The following is a 22,327-nucleotide window of genomic DNA, read 5'->3' as shown; positions in this document are numbered from 1 at the left end:
TAATTCCTAGATTATCCAGAGATCTTTGGGGAGCTCCGAGATATTCTTTGAATAAAAGTAACGTGTGTAATTAATGATTAGTAAAATTTCTCTTCGAATAGCGTCAAGTGTATTCCGGTATCCCGGTCAGTTTAATTGCATTATGGCACGATGTCAGAAAACAAATATACTTATGATCTGAGAAGAAGTAGTGCTCAATGTTTTGGTTTGCCATAACTTTTACAGGTGCAACTTATACTTAGATCTACCAATAGCTTAGGGTTTCGACAGAACCATCTTTCATACTAATTAAGAGATGAAAATGAGATACTTAAGGGAAAAAAAATCAAAACACTTTTGATTTTATTTTTTTAAGAATTATAAATATCCTCGATGGGACATATGTCCAGAATAAGGTCCAGTATTTTGATTTCCATAAATTTCGGGTTTCACAATTCATTAAAATCCTCCTCGCGAGATCAGGTCTACATGCATCTAAATTATGGCCAGCAGTCTGGATCTGTTTAGAGGCGATATATTCCTGAAGATCTTCTTGGAACTCACGAGGCACTTTTCCAGCTAGTATCGCTCTATGAGCGGAGGTTACAAAGATATTTTCCAATACCAATTCAATCTTTTTGGAGGCTCTATTTAATGATTCTGTGTGATAGATCCCCATGCCATCCCAACTAAAAGCAACAGGATACTTCAAAGCAATTCGTCCCCAGAGATCCGTATCTTCCCCCCACCATTCATTTGAGATAAAACCATCCATTTCTATTAATATACTTTTTGGGATCGCGACTGTTGATGATGATATTGGTGAATAACCAAGGGTTGCAGATTTAAAATAACTGGGGAGTAGACCTTCCCAAGGTTTCTGGGGTATTTCATTACTAAATGGTGCGATTTGAGCGGTCGCAAACTCTTTTTCTTTTATTAGATATGCTGTCCCATATGCCCCAGCCTCAGGATATCGGTTCCATAATCTCAATAAGGTTTCAAGATGATTCGGCAACCATTCGTCATCAGCATCCAGAAACGCAATCAATTCAGATCTCGTCTCTTCTATACCCCTATTCCTCGCGACTGATACCCCTTGGTTATCCTGCAGGATAAGCCGTATCCGAGGATCCTTAAATTTTTTAACAATCGTTGCTCCTTTATCCGTGGAGCCGTCATCGACAACTATTACTTCAAAGTCTTGAAAAGTCTGGGAAAGGATCGAATTTAACGCACGAGCAATGTAGGGGCTTTTATTATAGAGAGGAATGACAACCGAGATACTTGGTATCTCTGGCATATTAGTTTTCTCCAATGAGTCGTTTCAATTCCTTCCCGGCGTGCATTGCCGATCTCTGGATCACTGGGATCCGATCATGAAGATTCTTCTTAATCGAAGATTCTTGGCCGAGCATACAATTAATCTGATCAGTAACTTTCTTCGCATTTAGATCCTTGGGATCCATACAATAGTCAGTGTGACCGAAAATATCTCGGTTAATTCCCTTGGCCTTGATACTGTACGCAAAACTTAGGGTCGGAACACCCGATGAAAGCGCAGCAATGGTCGCGTGTGTTCGTGCCCCAGCAAATAACGCCATTTGACCAATGAGCCACTTTATCTCTGCAGCAGTATAATGGGGGGATACAAGTGTAATATTTTCTTTTCTCTCTGGAATCAAGGATAGTGCACTCTGCATGAAAGTATAATCATTAGAGCCTGAATTAGTCACATGAGGGATTAAGTAAACTTGCATCTCTGTTTTCCTAGCCACTTCACCAATGATCGAAGCTGCCATTGCTACCCACTTTTCAATATTGCCACTGGTAACAAATTTTCCCATCAAGGGGCTAAAGTTAAGACCGATGGCACCCTCCACTATGGGAGTATATACCTCCGGTTGAACCGGATCCATCAGAAAAGCCGGATCAGCGACCGGGTACACATTCTCACTCACTCCAATATTTCTCAAATATTCAATTGAAGCCGATTCACGAGCGAAGATTCCCGTGACTTTTTGAAGATGGTCTATCATAAATCGCTCGTATTCAGGGATTGCACTGAACGGACCTATTGAAGCCCCCCAAATCACAAGGGGCTTTTTACGTTCAAGAACAATGTCATCAATTGCAGTAAAGAGGGTCGGTACTCCATAGTCAAGGGAGTAGTTGTCCCCCCCAATGGAGAGGACTGCGCGGGCCTCATCAAGATACGGAAACATATCAGCATAATAGAATTTATCACGGTCAAAAAAATATTGAATGATTCTAGACCAAGTTTCTGGTTTCCAGATATTTTTGATTACTCTTTTTTTACTTAACAGACTTGAGGAGTGGTGGACAATCGCACAATCTGTTTCATGAAAACACTGTTCTTTATATTGTACGTCATTCAGGAAGTGGCTTATACAAATAAAACGAGGATCCGTAAAGGATTTCCGCAGGATTTTCGTCGTTCCCCTAACGATTGCTTCACAACCTCTGTTTTCATAAGGTCCATTTCCAGCTAAAATGAACAAGGGGCTTTCTTTATTCATTTAAGTATTCCTTGAAACGATAGATAATCCGAATTGGAAAGGTAACGCCAGACGAAAATTTTTGGAGCAGGTGAATTTGATTAATGTAGTGATTCATCGATTTACGTAGCATCTCACTATTAAAAACCTCATTTCCATTTACTGCAGCAGGATAACACCGCGTAGTAATTCGCATTTTTTCTTTTAATCTAATTATCTTGAGTATGAATGGATTCATTTTTTTCCCCATATCAACTCTTTTCTTAAGCGGAGTAATTCCATTTTTGTTCAACAAATACAGGTGATATGAAAGGTGATCTCTTTTTACAGCGATAACTCCTTCCTGACTTTGAACAACGTCCCCTATTGAAATTTCGTCAACATTAATAGCATGGTTCATTATTGCACCTTGAAAAATTTCGAGAGCTCGTTGAGAACGCACAATTATTAGATTTGTCCCCAGTGGATCGCTCGCATACTCAGGCAACCAAGCATCCATAAACGACACATCTGCGCACTCAGCGAAGATATCATCGCAGTAATTACAGGCATTTTGTGTAAACCATCTGTTCCCCCATGCTTCGGAAATACCGTCATTCCGATGAATTCTAAATTCTTTTCCGGAATTATCTTTGAATGAAAAATAGTAATTATTTGCAGTCTGCTTATAATCTTTTCCTCTAAAAAAAACTCTGGTTGGAGCAGCATTCAAGCCAGATAGCGCTCCAATATACGATGTGAAATATTTATTTTTTAGTTGGCCACACGTAAGTCCAAGAATAACTACAATCCTCTCACGCAATTTTTTGTTCCTCTGTTGTGCAAGTCGTATCGACTTTACAAAACAGGGAAGACCGATGATTGCATATTTACCAGGATTATCCAAAATAAATCTAATCACATTTGAGAGTTCAACCGGATAGTATGCAGAACCTGAAGCCGACCGTATCTCTTCAACTGAAGAAAAAATTGAAAACTTAAAGAGTTTCTCCGTATCAGGGTTGTGCGTTACACAAGCAACAGCATCGACAATTCCATCCTTGAGCAATGTTTCAAGCAACCATGTTGCCATTCCCCCCGACGAACCATGCTCACGATTTTCACCAATGTTTGAATACCCCGCATATGTTGCGAGAAAATAACCGGTCTCTGACCGGTGCTGAATATGGGCAATATTGAAAAAAAGTTCCTTTCCAATATCATCTTCATCCGGGTTTCCATCTGCAAACGGACAGACTTTCAAACAGAGCCCACATTCCTTAGTACAATCGCCTTTACTAACTGGGGTATACTCTCCAAATTTATTAAATTGTATTTCAAGAATTTGATCCGGGCATATGCTTGCACATACCCCACACCCAATACAGAGATCACAGTCAACGACAGAGGAAAGCACTGCGGGTTTCATTTGAAAAATCTCCTGACATTCAGAGGTAAATATGATGAGAATATATCCCGTTCAAATACATCAAGACCCAACGGCCAGATGGCGATCAAATAAACTATAACAATTAAACCTCCGGCAATAATGAGGGAAAAGAGACTTGCTATATAAAAGATCTGGGAAATGAAGGCAGCGCAAATTGCGATAATTATTGTTGCAACGATTCCCGGAAACATAGCTCGGGTGAAAGTATTCGTTGGAATGCCAAGAACCCGTGTCGCATACCAGGGTATGAAAAATGTATTTTTTAATGTAAGAACGATTGCTACTGCGATAGCAACACCATAATAACCCCAACCAGTATAAACAGAGAGAATTATTGCAAGTACCAGGTTCCCGATGCCCATAAATAATGTCAGAATACCGGGGATCTTCACTCGATTATAGGCAATATTTATTGAGAACAAGGGAAGAACCGCCAGGTTGATGGCAAGGTTTCCGGTTAGTATTATCATAAGTGGGGCGAGGAAGGAATACTCTTTACCTACCCAAACAGTGAGCAATTCCGGTGCAAAACCACAGATAAGACCGATCGGTAGCGCCATGGAAAGACCCATCATCTTTACGGCACTTTTTGAGACTTTGAGAAGAGATTCAGTTTTTTCTTTAGCATAATATGTCAGTACAGTTGGTGTCAGCACGCCAGATAATGTACCGGCTATTGCATAGAGTAGAGCCACCCATTGGGATGCAATAGCATATTCGCCAGTTAGGGTTGCCCCAAAAAAAAGGTTCACTACAATAAGACTAGAACTGAGAAATAGGAGAGAACCTATTTGATTGACAATCACCCACCACCCCATTCCGCTGAGTTCATGCAATCGAGATCGTTCAAAGAATTGAATATTTATCGTTAAATGAGGATTGTGACGGCGGGAGAAAATTATTGCAAGGACCGATGCGGAAACACTACCTATAAGAAACGCCAGCCCAACAAGAGCAAGCGAAGGTCCAATGAGTGAAAAAAATAATACTATCATCAGTACCTGAACAATGATATTGGTACTACTTACGAGGTTTAACAAGTCGAGACGATTGTACGCAAAAAGCGAGACGGTAAAATTTGCAGACCAGGAACGGATAAGGAATGCACTACTGACGCCAAGGAACAGAAGAATTGTTTCAGTCTCTTGTCCCAATGGTACATTGAATATTGTGGGTGCAAAGAAAGAGAGGGTTAGAACTAATGGCACCATAATGAGAATTAATCCGGAGATCGTGAAAAATGCGGTATTAAATGTTTTATTTGCTTTTGTGTAATCTTCTTTCTGAAGGTCTACGGTAAGAAAACGAGACACTGCGGAATTGAGAGAGTCTGTTAATATCCCTACATAACCGCTCAATGAAGTTGCGAGTGGTATAATTCCATATGCTGCAACGCCAAGTGTAGAGATGAAATAGGGGACGAGAAGAAGACCTATAATAAAATTCACAAAAAAATATACAATATTACCCGCAAGATTTCGGGGTAATTGTTCTTTGGAACTATAATTATTCATTAGTTTCAATATACATCATTAAGGTGATGGGCTTTAATAAATACTACCCAATTCATCCGGATTTATGCTATTTACCAAAAATTAAATGTGGAGCTGTAATAATGTCCTAATCTTTCCCCTAGACCCAACAAAATAAAAATCACATTGCAATCAAACCGGAACCGAGCATTATTGATCGGAATATCATATCACTTTATTAAGCACCGAGATAATCTTCTGACCTCGATACAACATGAACTCCAGTCAGATCCCTTTCTCCACCACCGCAGATCTCATGCCCTCCGGATATTGCACCTGCCCGCACCGGCACATCCCGGTATGGATCTGTTCGCAGAGTACCATATTGTTCAGCCCCTGTTTTGGCGTGACGGGGAACGTCTTCTTGTCCCGCACCGCCCGGAGGAATGTCTTGAGTTCTTTTTTGAGAGGCTCTGATTTATTGACCTGGACTTTTTCAATCGTTGTTTCCTGGGAATACCGCTCTCCTTCAATAGAGAACCGTCCTGGCTTCCGGTGAATATACAGTTCCTGGGCCATGAAGTCCCCCTCAACCGTGAAATGTTCCTCCTCGATGTAAATCCTGCGGACCTTTTTTGAGGATTTGCGGCTTGCCGTCAGGATGGCCGGACATTCGTTGATGGTGAAAAGTGCAGTGGCAACATCATCATTACCTGAGCAGGTAAGGCTCCAGCTCCTGATGGGGAAGAGATTGAAAAGAAGATCGATATCATGGATCATCAGGTCCTCGATAATGGAAGTTCCGGTGATACGGGTTGAAGCGGGATTATGCCGGTTGATCTCGATATAGAGCGGGTGCTTGATGATCTGGGCAAGTTCAGGAATAATAGGATTGAACCGCTCGATGTGCCCTACACCAACGGTCAGATCTTCCGGGATTAAATTCACGAGATCCTCAGCCTCTTTTACGGTCTGGCAGATCGGTTTTTCGATAAGAACCGGAATATGGGATTCGATCATCTGTTTTGCAACCGCAAAATGGTACTGCGTTGGTACACAGATACTGGCTGCATCGACATGCTGGATAAGATCTTCTATAGTAGGGCAATGAGTAACGAATTCACAATGGGACGTCAGGAACTTCACCGATTTTAGATCAGGATCATAAATATAGACCTGGTCGGCTAACTTGAGCTCCGAGTAAATCCGGGCATGGTTCTTGCCCATCATTCCGCATCCGATAACACCAACATCCATATATTTTCACTATCCTGATTTTTTCTTTTGACCTCGAAAGAATATGTTTTATAAAATTGCCAGAATTATTACTATTCTCACAAGTAGTGTAAAAATATTTCGATATTATACTGCGAGTAATAATATTCGGATGAAATTCATCTTTTAAAAATTTTTTAAATATTCATCATACCCTTCCCGGCATACATGAAAATTCGCTTGTTCTGAATATAGATTCTAGAAAGAATAGAGATTTTACCGGCCTTTTTCAAAAGTTCTGAAACCTAAACATCTAATCCCATCATTGTATTACGTGGGAACCTGAGCATACATCATACCAGAGAGGATCTGATGGAAAAACGGTCAAAATACCTCTAAATATTGTTCCGTTTCCCTCCGGAAAATTCCGGTGAACACCCTGCGACGGTTCATCTGTCCACCGCTGAAGAAATTTATATAATTACCCCCGGAATCACCAAATACCGATGAAAACAACATCTTCGGTTTTCTCTTTAATAGTATTATGAGAAGCCTATTTTGACATCCCATTACTCATTGAATAATCAGTTATTCTTCTCCAGGATAGTACAGGTAAAGGTATTTTTTGAAAAAGGAATCGAAAAAAATCTGATAAATAACTGGCGGTAAAAATCCAAAAAGCAGTTATTTCTCCCGGTACCCAGACTAAAAGGATCCAGCCCCCCCACACCACAAATACGCCCAAATTGAGCCCCGTTACCCCTCACCGGAATTTGGCGGACACGGCCATCAGGATCCGCTGTCCACTACAACAAAAAGTCGCAGGAAAATAATGGAAAACGGGAAAACGAAGGGCAAAATGAGGAAATATGTTTACTCTTTACCGGTGTTCAGGAATGGCACTTTTTTGGCCATATTACCGATTGTAAGGGCAGGGATCAGCACACATGACTCCACAGAAAAGACATTTTTACGCGAAGATATTTGCCGAATATGCACGCACCGTTTTTTAAAAGATCCCAACCCTTTCGGCCATCTCAGGAGCCATGCCATTCATTTACACGATCATTCCAGGCAGAATTACTCAACGGCAAAGTTTTCATCAACTAGAATACGTCTCCGGGTTTTCCGGGGGAGAGGAATAGCTCTCCTCAGACTCAAAATAACCCCAAATCAGCCTCCTTTTTCCTTGAGTACATTTTGGTGAACACAAAATCACGGGCCTCTTGTCCACCGCTGGAAAAATACTCGTAATCTGTAACCGGAATCCCCCAATCCCGCTAAAACAGGGACCAGAAATTTTCTCTTTGGCAGTGTTCTTAGAAGGCTGTTTTTGCCACAAATTACCTATTGGATACAAAAAGATCCTGCCACCGGATGCGGCTATGACCGTTTTTTTGAGAGGGGGTAAACGGAAAATCTGGTGGATTAATAAGGGGTGAGGAATATCCGGACAACAGGAACCCTTCTGGCTGCACCTGCCAGTTCCCGTTTTTGCGAATTCAATAACGCTAAATTCAGGCCCCGTTCATCCAGGATCCTTTGGAAAAGCCGTATTTTTGACATGCCAGTAGTTTATTCAGCCAGACCTATCCTGCTGAAGATCCTATACAGTAATGCCACACGGCCTGGCACAAACCGGGCAGCAACCGGGGCGAAACTCTCCTCTGGATGTATCAGCGGATAGCATATGCTCCGGAAATTTCCCGGCCAAACCGGCCAGGCATGCGGCAGGAGAAGAAAAAATATGAGAACTACGGAAGAAACCAAAACGTACACGGCAATGGATAACGACAGGATCGGGAAAATAATCCTGGCGGGAATACAGAGCCCGGGTACACAAAAAAGTTGCAGGAATCCGGTTAGGAAACCGCCCCGGCAACTTCAGGAACAGAAGGTTGAACAAAATGTCATGCCCGGATATTTCCGGTCACGGATCCCGGAACAGGACCCGGTAAATGGTGAGGCCGGATGACCCGGGGATACAAGCCGGTCGTTGCGATCGGCGAGGCCCGGCGCAAGGCAGTCATATGGGGATTCATGCTCATCGAGCTGGTGACAAAAGCAAAGTTGCCGTTCGATTTCGTAATCTGTGACCGGGAATGCCCCAGCCTTGTCCGAATCCGGCGACTGAAATATTCGCAGTATGGGGTTTCAGATATCCTGAGATCCTGCAGGCAGGAGATAGGGGAATTGCGGGCACTCAGAATTCCTGAAGGGATTTACCGGGAACTCTGGGTACGAGGTCCGGACAGGGCCTGGCACCGGTACCTCATCCTGGATGGGAGTATTGAAGTTCTCGAAAATGAGGAGAGCTGGCAGGATGAGGAAAATGAGGAAAACCGGCAAGAGCATAAAAATGAGGAGAGCCGGCTGGTGGAAGGAAATGAAGAAAACCGGAAGAATAATGAAAATGAGAAAACCCGGCAGGTAAATGAAAATGAGGACAACCGGAAGGGGGATGGAAATGAGAAGACCCGGCAGGTAAATGGAAATGAGGATAACCGGAAGAATGATGGAAATGAAAATTCCCGGCAGATAAATGAAAATGAGGACAACCGGAAGGGGGATGGAAATGAGAAGACCCGGCAGGTAAATGAAAATGAAGACAACCGGAAGGGGGATGGAAATGAAAATTCCCGGCAGGTAAATGAAAATGAGGACAACCGGAAGAATGATGTAAATGAGGATAACCGTAAGGAACTTGGAAATGAGGAAAAACGGCAGGAAGAAAATGTGCCAGCCGTAATTCCGGCATTCGACAAACCGGTTGCAGAATAATAAAACTTTTTTTTTCGGAGATATCGCCGGCACTTTATGATCACACTCTTTTCCCGGACTGGGCTTGCATCTCTGGCATGCAATTCAGATATCAAGGGAAAAAACCGGTCTTCATTTCATCCATGCAAAAAAATCACAGAATTCAGTTTATTTCACAAAACACATCAAATAGCATTACTTCAGTCCGACAGAGACCAACAGTTCTGCGGATTCAATTCATTTACAACAGGTATCTGGTAGCATCCTCTCATCTCCGCATATGCAAAACCTTACTTGAGATTTTATTTATTTACATTTCCAATATATTTAAATAAATCAAAAACATATGTAAATGTACATGGGCACCATTACCATAACAGTCGATGATGATACGGAGAGGCGCTTCCGGGAGGCGGCAAAAAAGAAACTGGGCGAGCGGAAAGGGTCTCTGGGCAAGGCAACAACCGAAGCGCTGGAACACTGGGTACAGAAGCAATCCCAGGAAGAGATCGCACGTGACGCACTTGCTCTTCTCGAGACCGGACATCGTCTCGGCAAGAGACTTTCAATGGAACGAAAGGATCTCTATGATCGCACTACCGGCTCTTATTGATACGAATATCCTCTGCTATGCCCTTGACGCGGGAGAGCCGGAGAAAAGGGCAGTGGCAGCAGAACTTCTTTCCCGGTGCTGGCGCTCCGAGATCGCTCTCTGTGTTTCAGTACAAAACCTTGCTGAGTTTTCCGTTGTTATGATGGAAAAAGTGAAACACCCGGTACCGGATACGGTTGTTACACGGTTTATCCGGGATATTGTCTCGTTCGATAGCTGGACGGTAATCGGCTATGATTCCGGGACGATTATGGATGCTGTTGATATCCGGAGTAAGCACTCCCTCCATTTTTGGGATGCCTTGCTAGCCGCAACCATGAAACAGCATAATATAGATACAATCTATACAGAAGATTCTCATTTTACCAAGCTTCCGTGGATAACCGTAATCAATCCATTTACCGGATAATTACCTGTTCTGGAATATTTTTTTTAGATTTCTTTATAAAAAAGATATCCCGGGATTATTAGGAAAAAAACCCCTCGAGTTTTCAGGAGTTATCATGATTAAGAATGATAACCGGTGGCACATCCTCAGTAACTACCGCTTCATCTGCCACCCGGGCACCGGCCCCGACACAAACCCCCGGGCTGATAACCGCATTTTTCCCGATGATACAACCCTCTTCAAGAATGATCCCCGGAGGTCTCGACGAAATTGCACCTGCATCGAAGGACTCGGACAGGAACCGGACACCGGGGCCGATAACCACATGACTGCCAATCCAGGTTGATCGGGGTACCCAGACTTCATCGCCAATGGTAACGCGGTCGGCTACCACAACATCGTTATCGATAAAAGACCAGTTGCCGATCGAAACACCGTCTCCCAGCGAGGTGTTGTCGCGAATGAGTACATTATCGCCGCACCTGAACTCATCCCCGATAAATACATTGCCGTAAATGATGCAGTGGTTTCCTATAATCGGATCCGATCCAATCCGTACACCGGGAAATTTATCAGACCTGATGGCAGATGGCGAGGGAAGGCCAATCAGGGAGGATTTGACCATCCGGAATGACAGTTGATTGTTCAGACAGTTATCGGGAATCATGATGAATACCTTCGCATCCTGTTAAGTCCGTGAAAATTATTGTTTATATTTTATTATAATAATGTCTATATGATAATGTTTTTCATTTGTATTTTTGAAAATAACGTTTTTATATGAGAGGCATAGGCAATCACCAGGGATTAACTGATGATATCTCTGCCCGGTAATTTTCCTGTCATTGATGCTTCTCTTACCCGGTAACAAAATCTTTGGATCGATTATCCTTGACCTATAAAAGAGAAAAATTTAATTACGCACCGTAAAAGGAAAACTTTTGATTTTTTTTTAAGGTTACACCAAATACTCAATTCTTATCAACGGGTAAACCTCGGCGATCAATAGTGATGATGGATCCTGTTTCAGAAATCGGTTCCAGAAAAATCTCCTGGTCCCAATAGTTAAAATTTTTATGAGATCTTTTTTCATTTCAGGTAAATCGCATTACCGATAGAGATACTGATCTTGCGATGGAGATACTAATCTTTCGATAGAGATACTGATCTTTTAATCGAAGAACGGTAATATATCAAATACCTCCATGTATTTTTTCTTCCACCTCCTCACCGGTCTCATTCTCGGGTTTCTTATCAGCGATCTCCTGGATGACCGACGATGGCTTATTCCCTGTACGGTTGGTGCAGTTCTTCCGGACCTGATCGATAAACCGATAGGCTATCTTCTTTTTCCCACAACAATCGGGTACGGCCGCATTTACTCCCATACCCTTCTTGTCGCCATGCTTGTCCTGGCATGCGGTCTTGTGATCTGGAAACTCAAAAAAGATCCCGGGGTCATGGGAGTTGGCGTGGGGATTCTCTCGCACCAGATCCTTGACCAGATGTGGCTGCAACCCCCGAACTGGTATTACCCGCTTCTCGGAAATTTTAAAGGAGTGGGAAACAGCGATTACTTTTTTTTCATGCTGTCCCAGGAACTCAAAAATCCCTTTGAACTGGTCCTGGCCGTCATACTTGGGTCTGGCGTCCTGCTCTTTTTTTACCGGCAGGATATAACCGGAATAGTCAATCAAAACCGCCCGGTTTTTTCCCTGGCCGCAACCGTATGTGCACTCCTGCTCTGTATCCTTTCAGGCATAATCATTGGATGGGGAATCACACAACATTCCCTCTCGGAGATCGGTTGGAGCAAACCCGGAGAATTAATTATCGGCGGCATAGTTATTGCCCTTTCAGCCGGTCTGGCCTGGCGTTGGCAGACTAAAATCAGCAAACGGTGAATTATGGCAGGAAATATCGGGTTCCCTGTAGCTCCCGATCAATAGTAATCATCAGGAAAAAATATCTTTTTAAAAAAGGGTTTTCACCGTACTTTTTGTCATGCCATTGGTTACTTTTTTGCCGTACATTAACTGTAATGCTTTGAGATCGATATCATCAAGTTGTGTGGCAGTGACGGTACCGGTATAAAACAAACTGCCAGGATATTTTGCCGTTTCCCCGTAAAATCCCAGGTTATTTAAAACCGCACGTAAAATCCATCGCGATCGTTCAGCTCCTTTTAAATCGGAGTTCACATAGGTTTTATCGTCCGTGCGAAGGAAATAATAATCTCCGGTCTGCATATTTTTATAAGAATATGTTATCTCTTCATCCTTTATCTGGGTTAACGCATTTCCCGGTAAAAAATTAAGCCAGATGTCCGAAGCACCTGACAAATCAATATTTTCTGATAATTTTGTGGTGGAAGAATACGTATTAAACTGGCTGATTAGATTATTCACAAGAACAATATCATCTTCATTATAGGTTCCTGAAATGGAGATTGCTACCCGGTCTTTTGTGGGTTTTTGAATTTTACTATTGTCAGGACCAAAGGCAATTTCCATAAGATGGTTCCCGATATCCGCTGAGCTATAGCTTTTTGGGGTAGGGGTGGCAGTGGGTTTTGCGGTCGTAGCTTTGGGTACAGCGGTAGCAGTGGGTTTTGCAGTAGTGGCTTTGGGTACAGCGGTAGCAGCAGGTTTTACGGTCGTAGCTTTTGGTGCAGTTGTAGCAGCGGGTTTTGCAGTTGTAATGTTTTTATCGATCACCGTAGTCGAGTTGGTGGTATTTCCTGCACCAAAAAGATCCCAGTCACCGGAAACAAACATGGTTCCGAAAATAAATAAGATGATTATTGCGACTCCGATAAAAACCGGTGCAAATTGCACTATTTCGGGTTTTTTCAGGGGTGTGTCAGACACCGTAGAAACGGTAACCGGAGACTCTGCCTGATGGGAAAATTCCGGACTTACACCGATATCAAATATTTTGAACCGGTTCGCCCGGGGTTCATCGGGATATGATGGAGACGGGACACCGGCAGGATATATCCCGTTATTGGATGATGTGGTTCCCACGGGCAATACCAGCGAATACTGGTCGGAAAGTTTCGCATTGCGCTCAGCCCAATGATCTCGCTGGACGGCAACCGCATCGGCAATAACTTTCAGCGGCTCAAAAATTGCGTCCCAGTTTATTTCCTTAGTTTGATCGTTTTTCAATATATCCGGCGTCTGGTTCAGGAGCGCTTCGAACTCCTCGAGTTCGCTGTCCTCATAATAGGACGGCAGTACCGAACGAATCTCGCGGAAGTCCACATCCTTGTTAAAATGAGATACAACTGCGGGTCCAACGAGCTGGAGGATGTCCAGGTCAAATTTTGGTTCCGGGTAGAGCTGGTTGAACCGGGCTGCAATAAAAGTTAATTCACGAAGAACCGAACGCCAGTTACGGTCGGTCCCCAGCCTCATCTGGATTATCCCGGCAAGGGGTTGTGCCAGGGTTTCGATAACTTCGCTCTTCAGCTCGTACCTGCTAACGGGATGTGAGGAACGGTTCTCTTCAATTACCCGGGAAAAAGTGCCGAGAATCATTAAGTAATTTGCAGAAATCCCCTGTTTCTGGATGAGACGGTAAATTTTTTCCAGGTCTTCGATAAACAAAAGAAGATCCGAACATACCCGCAGCTGGAGGAGCATGGTTGTATCTCCCTTCTCCCGGGTGCCGTTATCCTCTTTTTTTAAGTCATTGCATTTTAGTAAGAGGAGTTGCCGGACCTTGTTAATGTCCTGCTCTTCGAGCGGAATAATACCTTTTTCAAAAAGATCGAGGAATGCATGCAGGGATTGTATCCTCATGGCATCATGAATCTGGTAATATCTCAAACAATAATCATAATAGATCTTATAATCAGATTCTTTAAACTGAATCTGAATTTTTTCCATAAAATATTATCAGATGTCATAATATTCATCCGTTTTGGTTTTGTATCATTTACCCATCACCCTAGGATTGATCGATAGCAGCAGTATTCACTTTTAAGTTCGGGAGAACGCCGGAGAAATTCTCTGCCGCAGGAGCTGTTTATGTTTTAAAAAAAGGAGCGATAACCGGGAGTTAATGGAGAAAAGGCTCTCTGAAGAAACCCTCAGTTGAAATCCCAATAAACGTTTTCTTACTTCGATCATTGCAATATAGAGCAAAAATCAGGAAGGGTTTCAACAGAGCCGGATAAAAAGGGAAAATGGGTTACTCAGGCGGGCATGACCAGAGTATGGTGAACGGAAGGAATAAGATCCCGGTTATAAAACTCTTCAGAGTACCCGTCGGGGAAACTGACCCGGGTGATCTCTGGTGAGAAATCCGGACTGATGAATGAGGCAAACCAGTATTTCTTCAATACTTTATCCGCATTTTTAAAGGAGAGCGACGGCGTATTCAAAGAAACGGCCCCATCGTTAACCGCACGGGAGGCAAAATTTTCCACCTGGAACTGGGCAGAATTTCCCGTAACAGAGGTTACCTCCACATTTTTTTTAAACTGGGTCCGGAGCGCTTTTGCCAGCTCTGTGCCGGGATCTGCTATCCGGGAAAAGACCGCGATGCTCTCATACCACGAGAGATCATAGCTGAAAGTGATTATTGCATTGGTATTATCCTGGATGGAAATATCAAGGTTTTTTGCCGAGAAGGCCTGAACCGGGCACACGATTATTACCAGCACGAGAATAAGGATTCCCATGCCGGCGAGAGGATATTTTGTCATAGATATCTACCGTTCTTTATTATTGCCTTAATATGTAAAAAGTTTCTCTAAAAAAATCATGGTTTTTTAAGTGGGTATGAAACACCCAGCACTTTTCTTCGTATATTGGGGAGAACCATGGAAAACGTGCGGGAATTATTCACTCGAATACAAGAATATTAAACGGGACCCTCATTACCCGAATCGATCAAATTTCATTTTCCCGGACGAAACACCGGCAGATTCATTCCAAAAATATCCCGGGGGAGTATGCAGTTTCATGCCTGATGACCGGTGATTGCCGGGCATTTCCCGGACTGGACACCGGCAGATTCATTGCAAAAATATTCTTTGGGGAGTATGCAGTTTCATGCCTGATGACCGGTGATTCCCGGGCAACTCCCTTCCTTTTCATAATTATTTCTTATCGACATTGAGATACGGGGAATAAAACAATTATTAAGAGAGAGGGTATATCAAATCCGGCATATAAAAAAGAAAATTACCTATAGCCGGGATTCCTAACACTTAACCTGAACGATGAAAAAGAAGGTTCTCGCTGTCGTCATCATAGCAATCTGGCTCCTGATTATCTGCATTTTCATGCTCCTTGCCCAACGCATTGACATGGAAATCTTTTTTGTCCTCTGGTTAATCGGACTTCTCGTCATTGTTGAACTGATGGACACACGATTTTCTCTTCCTCCTTACATGAGATATCTCAAATATGTCGTTGCAGCAGGAATTCTCCTGTTCGGCGGGATTGTAGCATTAAAAGTCCTGGAGATATTACACAAATGAACACAAACGTTCGTTATGCAATTCTCGCAGTCCTTATTATCACGATACTCCTGGCGTTCTTTCTTACTACTTCAAATCCCCTCATCTATTCCCTTGAAAAAGACACGTTTCCTTCCTCGTTTCATGAGAACAGGGAAGCATTGAAACAACAGTCGCAGAACAGCACTACCGACATTCTACCGGAGATACAGGATTTCATCGATTTTACCGGGCCGGTTTCCTTAAATCTCCGGATCCATGATATTGAACAGGCCCGCAGGGATCTTGAACGCTTTGGAAAAAGCCGCGGATCGATAAAAAACCTGATTGTCCGGCTGGATATGAATGAGAGCGAGATCCAGAAAATTGAAGAGAACACAGCCCTGCAAAAAGAGATCCTGGAATCCCTGTTAAACACGTCAGCTTCATTAGATTCCCTGCAACTGATGGAGATCCAGTACAACAGCCAGAACAACCAGGATATGCTCTCGACCGTCAGGTTAAGGGGAGATGAGTTACGCAAGAAAGTGCGGGGCCTTAAGGAGCGCTACACCAATGCAACAGAAAATATTGCTGCAGCCAGTTCAAAACTGGGTCTCGATACAACCAAAAACAAAGAGAGCCAGAGCCAGGTCGCACAGATCGTTCAGGATATTGAGCAGCCAAAAACCACGTCGTTTCTCCCTGTTGACACATCGCTCATTCCCGGGGAAGATCGCGTATCATTGTTTGTCAAACCCGAATCGGGAGAATACTTAGATATTATTGAGTACATGGGAATCTCCCTGACACTCCGGGGAAACACGACCCTTCGTGCGGAGAACAAACCCATCATTCTCTATATCGATGATCAACCCGTATCAACGATCGCAACGGATATGTTCGGCTACTATAATGTCAAACTCCCCATTGAACGAATCGATGCTGGTACCCATACCCTGTATGCCCGATCCCCCACATCCCGCTCGGTGAACCGGACCCTCACCGTTATCCCGGTTGATTCAGTCACCAATCTTACGATAAGTAAACCCGACCAGAACGGTAACGTGAACTGTTCGGGTACAGTAATGGCAAATCACCCGGTAAGATCTGCAACAATCCAGATCTCGTGGGATAAGACCCATGTCATTGTTACCAAAACAGATCTGCACGGACAGTTCTTCCGGCAAATCCAGCTTCCCGCCGGAAGACATACCCTGATTGCAGGATTCTCAGGGGACGGGTACCCGGTGAATCCTTCAGAAAGCGAACCCCGTATGGTGGATGTCTCGCTCATTCAGGGTTTTGAGCCGGATTACGGCCTCATCGGGCTTATTATTTCCATTATTGCAATTATCATCCTCTTCTTCGGAGTTGCAGTATTCTACCTGCGCCGGATGACAAGGAAAAAAATCCCGGTGCCGGGGATTCCCCGTTCAGGACTCCCTGATACGGACAACAATTTTTCGTTATACGAGCCGGAAAATAAAAACCCGGATGATGATACAAGGGACCCGGGAAAAGAGACCCTGATCGAATATTATACCCGGCTTTTGAAAGACCAGGGATTGAGTACCGCTTCAAGGAAGGTCTATGAACAATTAATAGTGCGAATTGCCCGTGACTTCCATATTAAACGGTATAAGACGCTGACTGCACGGGAGATGTCCCGTAACTGCCGGGGAAAGCCGTATTGCGGGACTTTTGCCCGGTTTATCTCTATCTACGAGCGGATCCGGTATGGAGGAAATGTTTCGGTAAAAGAGCAGGCAATATTCGAGACGGCGATGCAATCAACAGATGACCTGATGGGAGGTGAAAAACATTAGGACAAAAACCTGGATTGCAGGAATGATACTCCTTGCAGCCGTGTTCATCCTTATCATACATATTTCTGCCAATAACATGGAGTTCTCGCGCTATAATGTTGGCTGGAATGGCACCTCTTCGTTTTTTTCCGATCTCGACCGGCACCGGTGCGTGGAAATTTCAGATCCGGATAAACTTGCCGGTTACCCACGCAATACTACTCTCCTGATTATTGCGCCATACCGTCATCCTGCAGCCGGGGAACTCACGGCGTACCGTGCATTTCTGCAAGGAGGCAACACGATCTTCCTTGCAGATGATTTTGGAACCGGAAATGAGATCCTGGACGGGATTGGCAGCAGCATTAAGATCCTTCCGGGGAACCTGTCGAGTCTTGACCGGAGTAATGCTGATCCCTATTCGGTCATAGCGTACCATTCTGCGGAAAAAAGCCCGGTAACTCTTCCCGAGGATATAGCATTAAACCGTGCCGCTCCGCTGGATGGCGGTTCTCCGCTTATGCTGACTTCAGTTATGAGCTGGAGCGATGGCAATGGGGATCGCAGGCTCAATACGGGAGAGAACATGGGAACTTTTCCGGTCATGACCCTTGATTCAATAGGATCCGGTCAACTCATCGTTCTCTCCGATCCGAGCATCTTTATCAACAGTATGTATTCCCCGGCAGAAAACGAGAATAACCGTTTCCTTATCCGGAATATTGTTGCCGGTGATAATTCAGTCCTGATCGACCAGATGAATTCCCGTACCGGCAATGCCGATGGAGTGGGCGAAATATTTCATGTAATAAGAAACACAGTAAATATAGAGATTTTCATATTATGCCTGTTGATGCTGGGCATGGCATGGGCATGGAAAAAGAAGATAATCTAGGGGGCAGGATGACGCAGAACAACCTGGAAAAAAAAATTGCTGACATATCACGAATCTATGCACGTGAAGAGAAAAAGGATAAACCGGACGGTTCCCGGGGATCTGCCACAACCGGGATTGGAGCAGATTCCCCCAAAATAGAGAATCCGGATATTGCCCGGCTGTCTGCATCCGAACTGGAAAAAGAGATTGGCGAGATTACCCGGTTATCTGCCGCAATCAATGAAAAACTGAATGAATTTGTTGTCGGTAACCAGGATATCATCGATTTGATCCTGATTGCCCTTCTTAACGAGGGCCACATTCTCGTAGAAGGAGTGCCAGGTACGGCAAAAACAACGATTGCAAAAACCATTGCGTTAATCACCGGTTGCAGTTTCAACCGTATTCAGGGGGCAATAGATACCCAGCCTGCAGATATGCTCGGGGTCCGGATCTATGATACCAATAAAAAAGAATTTGTCCTGCGGAGAGGGCCGGTCTTCACCAACATCCTGCTCGTTGATGAAATCAACCGTATCAACCCGAAATCGCAGAGTGCCTTTATCGAGGCAATGAGTGAACGCCAGGTAACCCTGGATGGGATCACCCTGCCGATGCAATCGCCTTTTTTTGTTATTGCAACACAAAACCCCCATGAATTCGAGGGAACATTTCCGTTAATCGAAGTGCAGCGTGACCGGTTCATGTTCAGCATCCGGTCGGACTACCTGAGTGCTGAAGAGGAACTCAGCATTATAAAACGTGCAAATGCCGGTCAGCTTCACTGGGATTCTTTTTCCAGGACAATCAGGCCGGTTCTCAATCCGCAGATTCTCAGGCACTATATCCAGGTAGTCAGGCAGGTCACTGTCGAAGAGCCGGTTTTAAAATATATCCGGGACCTGGTTGTTGCAACACGAACACACCCGGATATTGAACTTGGCGTATCAACCCGTGCCTCGTTAGCCCTCATCAACGGGGGTAAGACACTGGCTGCCCTGAATAATCGCACGTATGTCATTCCTGATGACATCAAGCATATTTCCAAAGAAGCGCTCTCCCATCGCATAATACTCTCCCAGGACGCAGAGATCGAGGGAATCACGCGGGGTCAGGTATTGGATGAGATACTGGCAAAAGTCGAGGTGCTCTGAGTTTTGCTGCTAAGACGATGTACCCAGGGATTATGCCTTACCGGCATCCTCCTTATTTCCTGTTCGCTTATCCTCGATGATATGGGGATATTTTTTGCCGGGGGTACACTCATCACCGCCATTCTGGGGCAGTACATCCTCTTTGAGCACCGCATGCAGGAAATTGTCAGGTCAGTAGAGATACAGCGGACACTCAGCCGGAATCCTGTCAGGAAAGGGACAAAACTCCAGGTGGTTTCCAGCATCTCGTTCAGGGGATTGCCCCGGATGCAGGTGCTGGTTTCAGATCTGCTTCCCTCGGGTACAATCCTTGCAGAGGGTGAAACAACAATAGCAACCCGTCCTGATCACTCGTTACCGGCACACCAGTGCAGTTACCAGATCATTCCTCTCACCCATGGATCTCATCCTTTCTCCGGGGTGTCGGTGACGGTTCGGAATCTTTTTTTTGAAGATTCTCTCTGCCTGGCACGGGAATCTGATCGACAGCCCGTTCTTACCGTCCTGCCGACAGGATTGTTCGCAGCACCGGTATCGGAGTTATCGGAAGGTACAAGGGATAACCGGAAAAAAAGTGTGCGAAGTGGGTTAGATATCCATTCCCTAAGGGAATATTGTCCCGGCGATGACCTGCGGCATGTTGACTGGAAGATCTCTGCCAAATACGACAAACTCTTTATCCGGAAATATACCGCGCTGATGAATCATCCCCCCCTGATTATTATCGATCTTCCCTGGTGTGGCGCTCCCTATCCGGAGAAGGAGTTCAACAGGATGGTATCTGAAGCTGCCGGCATGGTGAAGCAGACTATAGAGAAATACCAGCAGGTATCGGTGCTCATCATATCAGGGCCCAATATTCTTCACCTGATACGGGAAGAAAAGAACATTTCCCGCTGCATGTCCGAACTCCTGGAATGGATGCATCCGGCAGAACGACCGGTTCACTTCTACCACATGCCGGACCGTTCAGATCTCCGGTCACATGTCCGGGATAGTGAAAAAGCACTCCGGCTGGCTGAAGATTCGCCGGTAAAGGAATTTTATGAACTCCTGCGCAACCGATATCTCAGCATCCTGCAGTACCAGAGATCCCCCCTGTTTTCCGGGCAGGTTGCCCGGACACTCTCCCAGCTCCTGATGACTGAAGCCTATATCTTCTCGCTGGGATGCGGGGACAACAGCCATATCCGGCACGTGGAACGACCATTAAGATCCCAGAATATCCGGGTGCAGGTCAGGATTATGGATTCCACACGCCCGGGTAAATCCGGATTACGGGATTATCCTGAAAATAATCTCAGGGGGCATGCATGAAACCTCTCCTGCCGGAATACTGGTTTTTCATGGCCCTGGCTGCCGGGATCACCGCCATTACTATCTTCCAGGCTTTACCGGAGTGGTATCTCAATATGATCCTGCTCATCATCTTTTTTTTCGTCCTCATGCTCTCCCGAACAGGGCAGGATCGCGGGTTCTACCTGGCATGTAGTGGTGAAGCCCTTGTGGTTGCATGCAGTATAACAAATATCTGGGCGGGATTATTTGCCCTCTGCATGCTTGCCGGAATCATGAGTGGAGTATTGGGAATCCTTGAATCCCGCCAGGATTTTAAAAACCTGGCATTTTTCTTTGGCAGTTCACTGATTGTCGCACTGCTCGTCCAGGTCTCAAACCATGTGCTGTCCTTGCTCCTGGTTCTCGGGAGTATAATTATCCTAATCCTCGCGTTCCAGTCGGTCCGCACCTACCAGTTCAGGAAATATTATACCGGAACATAAACCATGAAAATTCCCTCATTAAACCCCAACTACCGTGCAGCACTGGTCCTGGTTATCATGGCAGGTGTCCTGATCAGCACCGCAATCCTGACCAACCGGGGCGATTTTACGAGTGCCGCGCTTGTCGTAGCCGCACTGGTATGCCTGCTGACGGGCATCTTTTTTGCAACATTATCCGGAAGCGATCCTCTTGATCTCCGGTACATGAGCCTTCTTCCGGTCCAGGGAAGTATTAACCTTGTAAGAATTTGTGCGGACCTGGGTATCCAGGGAAATGCCTGTTTCATACCAGAGGTTACGGAAAATAAAACTCATTCGGTTCAGTTCCTGCCGGTAGCAGAATACCATGGCGTGCCACTCTCGACTGAATCGTTTGTTATGGGAACGGATGCGGCCGGTCTCATGACAGAGCCGTCATGCGCACCCCTGCTCCGCCTTCTCCGGGAACGGGAGCATTTCACGATTCCCTTTGAGATGACGGCACTTCATAATCTGATTAAGGAACTTGGCGTAGAAGTTCTCGATGTGGCAGAACGGGTAGATTCCACTCACCAGGAGGAGATAATTACCGTGACAATGGAAAATTACCGGCTCATCAACGGGTGCAGGGCTATGATCCGGGAGTCTCCCCGATGCTGCATTGCAAACCCCTGCCCGGTCTGCAGTCTCTTTGCAACGGTTTTTGCCGAGGGAACGGGAAAAGTTATCCAGATGGAACGCTGTGCACCCGACCCCAAGCTCCCGAATGTCACCGCTGTCTTTTCGGTACTTCCCGAATAATTTTTTTATTTCCAGAGCGGGTGTGATCAAGTCAACGGACGATTCTTTTTTAATTTTCTTCATGAATGATTCTGACCCTACCGGTGCGGGGGAAAAAATT

The 22,327-nt window shown here is 44.8% G+C and carries 20 protein-coding genes; 12 read left to right on the top strand and 8 right to left on the bottom strand.

Annotation, left to right across the window (positions count from 1 at the left end; genetic code table 11):
- Positions 1-325: 325 nt before the first annotated feature.
- The 5 genes from CVV30_04420 to CVV30_04400 all read right to left on the bottom strand — a co-directional run bounded on the left by CVV30_04420 (position 326) and on the right by CVV30_04400 (position 6,656).
- Positions 326-1,282 carry a glycosyltransferase family 2 protein gene (locus tag CVV30_04420; GenBank protein ID PKL70602.1) on the bottom strand — a complete coding sequence of 319 codons (957 nt, stop codon included), beginning with the start codon at positions 1,280-1,282 and terminating at the stop codon, positions 326-328.
- 1 nt (position 1,283) lies between these two features.
- Positions 1,284-2,519 (bottom strand): polysaccharide pyruvyl transferase family protein, encoded by a 1,236-nt coding sequence (locus tag CVV30_04415; GenBank protein ID PKL70601.1) that lies wholly within the window; start codon positions 2,517-2,519, stop codon positions 1,284-1,286.
- Positions 2,512-3,906 (bottom strand): 4Fe-4S ferredoxin, encoded by a 1,395-nt coding sequence (locus CVV30_04410; GenBank protein PKL70600.1) that lies wholly within the window; start codon positions 3,904-3,906, stop codon positions 2,512-2,514. Before CVV30_04410 ends, CVV30_04415 begins: the two co-directional genes overlap by 8 nt.
- Positions 3,903-5,441, bottom strand: coding sequence for a polysaccharide biosynthesis protein (locus CVV30_04405; GenBank protein PKL70599.1), 1,539 nt, complete (start codon positions 5,439-5,441; stop codon positions 3,903-3,905). Before CVV30_04405 ends, CVV30_04410 begins: the two co-directional genes overlap by 4 nt.
- A 243-nt stretch (positions 5,442-5,684) precedes the next feature.
- Positions 5,685-6,656: a gfo/Idh/MocA family oxidoreductase gene (locus CVV30_04400; GenBank protein ID PKL70598.1), complete on the bottom strand. Its 972-nt coding sequence runs from the start codon at positions 6,654-6,656 to the stop codon at positions 5,685-5,687.
- 1,648 nt (positions 6,657-8,304) lie between these two features.
- Between CVV30_04400 and CVV30_04395 the strand changes: the two genes are divergently transcribed.
- The 4 genes from CVV30_04395 to CVV30_04380 all read left to right on the top strand — a co-directional run bounded on the left by CVV30_04395 (position 8,305) and on the right by CVV30_04380 (position 10,396).
- Positions 8,305-8,589, top strand: a complete 285-nt coding sequence (locus tag CVV30_04395; GenBank protein PKL70597.1) for a hypothetical protein — start codon at positions 8,305-8,307, stop codon at positions 8,587-8,589.
- Positions 8,586-9,395, top strand: coding sequence for a hypothetical protein (locus CVV30_04390; protein PKL70596.1), 810 nt, complete (start codon positions 8,586-8,588; stop codon positions 9,393-9,395). Before CVV30_04395 ends, CVV30_04390 begins: the two co-directional genes overlap by 4 nt.
- Before the next feature lie 337 nt (positions 9,396-9,732).
- On the top strand, positions 9,733-9,987 hold the full coding sequence (locus tag CVV30_04385) for a hypothetical protein (GenBank protein PKL70595.1): 255 nt from the start codon (positions 9,733-9,735) through the stop codon (positions 9,985-9,987).
- Positions 9,962-10,396 carry a hypothetical protein gene (locus tag CVV30_04380; protein PKL70594.1) on the top strand — a complete coding sequence of 145 codons (435 nt, stop codon included), beginning with the start codon at positions 9,962-9,964 and terminating at the stop codon, positions 10,394-10,396. The genes CVV30_04385 and CVV30_04380 overlap by 26 nt, the downstream gene beginning before the upstream one ends.
- Positions 10,397-10,478: 82 nt before the next feature.
- Here the strand turns inward: CVV30_04380 and CVV30_04375 are convergent, their stop codons facing one another.
- A complete protein-coding gene (locus CVV30_04375) occupies positions 10,479-11,042 on the bottom strand; it encodes an N-acetyltransferase (protein PKL70593.1) in 564 nt (187 codons plus the stop codon).
- A 538-nt stretch (positions 11,043-11,580) separates the two neighbouring features.
- Between CVV30_04375 and CVV30_04370 the strand changes: the two genes are divergently transcribed.
- The gene (locus tag CVV30_04370) at positions 11,581-12,279 is read left to right on the top strand and encodes a hypothetical protein (GenBank protein PKL70592.1); all 699 of its coding nucleotides are present in this window, start codon (positions 11,581-11,583) and stop codon (positions 12,277-12,279) included.
- A 69-nt stretch (positions 12,280-12,348) separates the two neighbouring features.
- Here CVV30_04370 and CVV30_04365 read toward each other — a convergent pair whose 3' ends face one another.
- Positions 12,349-14,268, bottom strand: a complete 1,920-nt coding sequence (locus tag CVV30_04365) for a hypothetical protein (GenBank protein PKL70591.1) — start codon at positions 14,266-14,268, stop codon at positions 12,349-12,351.
- A 308-nt stretch (positions 14,269-14,576) separates the two neighbouring features.
- Positions 14,577-15,089 carry a hypothetical protein gene (locus CVV30_04360; protein ID PKL70590.1) on the bottom strand — a complete coding sequence of 171 codons (513 nt, stop codon included), beginning with the start codon at positions 15,087-15,089 and terminating at the stop codon, positions 14,577-14,579.
- Between the two features lie 519 nt (positions 15,090-15,608).
- On the opposite strand from CVV30_04360, the gene CVV30_04355 reads away from it, so the two are divergent.
- The 7 genes from CVV30_04355 (at position 15,609) to CVV30_04325 (ending at position 22,227) form a co-directional block, all read left to right on the top strand.
- Positions 15,609-15,869 carry a hypothetical protein gene (locus tag CVV30_04355; GenBank protein ID PKL70589.1) on the top strand — a complete coding sequence of 87 codons (261 nt, stop codon included), beginning with the start codon at positions 15,609-15,611 and terminating at the stop codon, positions 15,867-15,869.
- Positions 15,866-17,656: a hypothetical protein gene (locus CVV30_04350; GenBank protein ID PKL70588.1), complete on the top strand. Its 1,791-nt coding sequence runs from the start codon at positions 15,866-15,868 to the stop codon at positions 17,654-17,656. The genes CVV30_04355 and CVV30_04350 overlap by 4 nt, the downstream gene beginning before the upstream one ends.
- 22 nt (positions 17,657-17,678) lie before the next feature.
- Positions 17,679-18,530, top strand: a complete 852-nt coding sequence (locus CVV30_04345) for a hypothetical protein (GenBank protein PKL70587.1) — start codon at positions 17,679-17,681, stop codon at positions 18,528-18,530.
- 8 nt (positions 18,531-18,538) lie between these two features.
- Positions 18,539-19,666 (top strand): ATPase, encoded by a 1,128-nt coding sequence (locus CVV30_04340; protein ID PKL70964.1) that lies wholly within the window; start codon positions 18,539-18,541, stop codon positions 19,664-19,666.
- A gap of 81 nt (positions 19,667-19,747) precedes the next feature.
- Positions 19,748-20,983, top strand: coding sequence for a hypothetical protein (locus tag CVV30_04335; GenBank protein PKL70586.1), 1,236 nt, complete (start codon positions 19,748-19,750; stop codon positions 20,981-20,983).
- Positions 20,980-21,447: a hypothetical protein gene (locus tag CVV30_04330; GenBank protein ID PKL70585.1), complete on the top strand. Its 468-nt coding sequence runs from the start codon at positions 20,980-20,982 to the stop codon at positions 21,445-21,447. Before CVV30_04335 ends, CVV30_04330 begins: the two co-directional genes overlap by 4 nt.
- A 3-nt stretch (positions 21,448-21,450) precedes the next feature.
- Entirely contained in the window at positions 21,451-22,227 is a 777-nt protein-coding gene (locus tag CVV30_04325; protein PKL70584.1) for a hypothetical protein, read from the top strand.
- Positions 22,228-22,327: the final 100 nt, after the last annotated feature.

It is taken from the genome of Methanomicrobiales archaeon HGW-Methanomicrobiales-1 (genome assembly GCA_002839675.1).
GTDB lineage: Archaea > Halobacteriota > Methanomicrobia > Methanomicrobiales > Methanospirillaceae > Methanoregula.
Note: the sequence above shows the minus strand (reverse complement) of the source record. Positions and strands in the feature narration are given on the sequence as shown.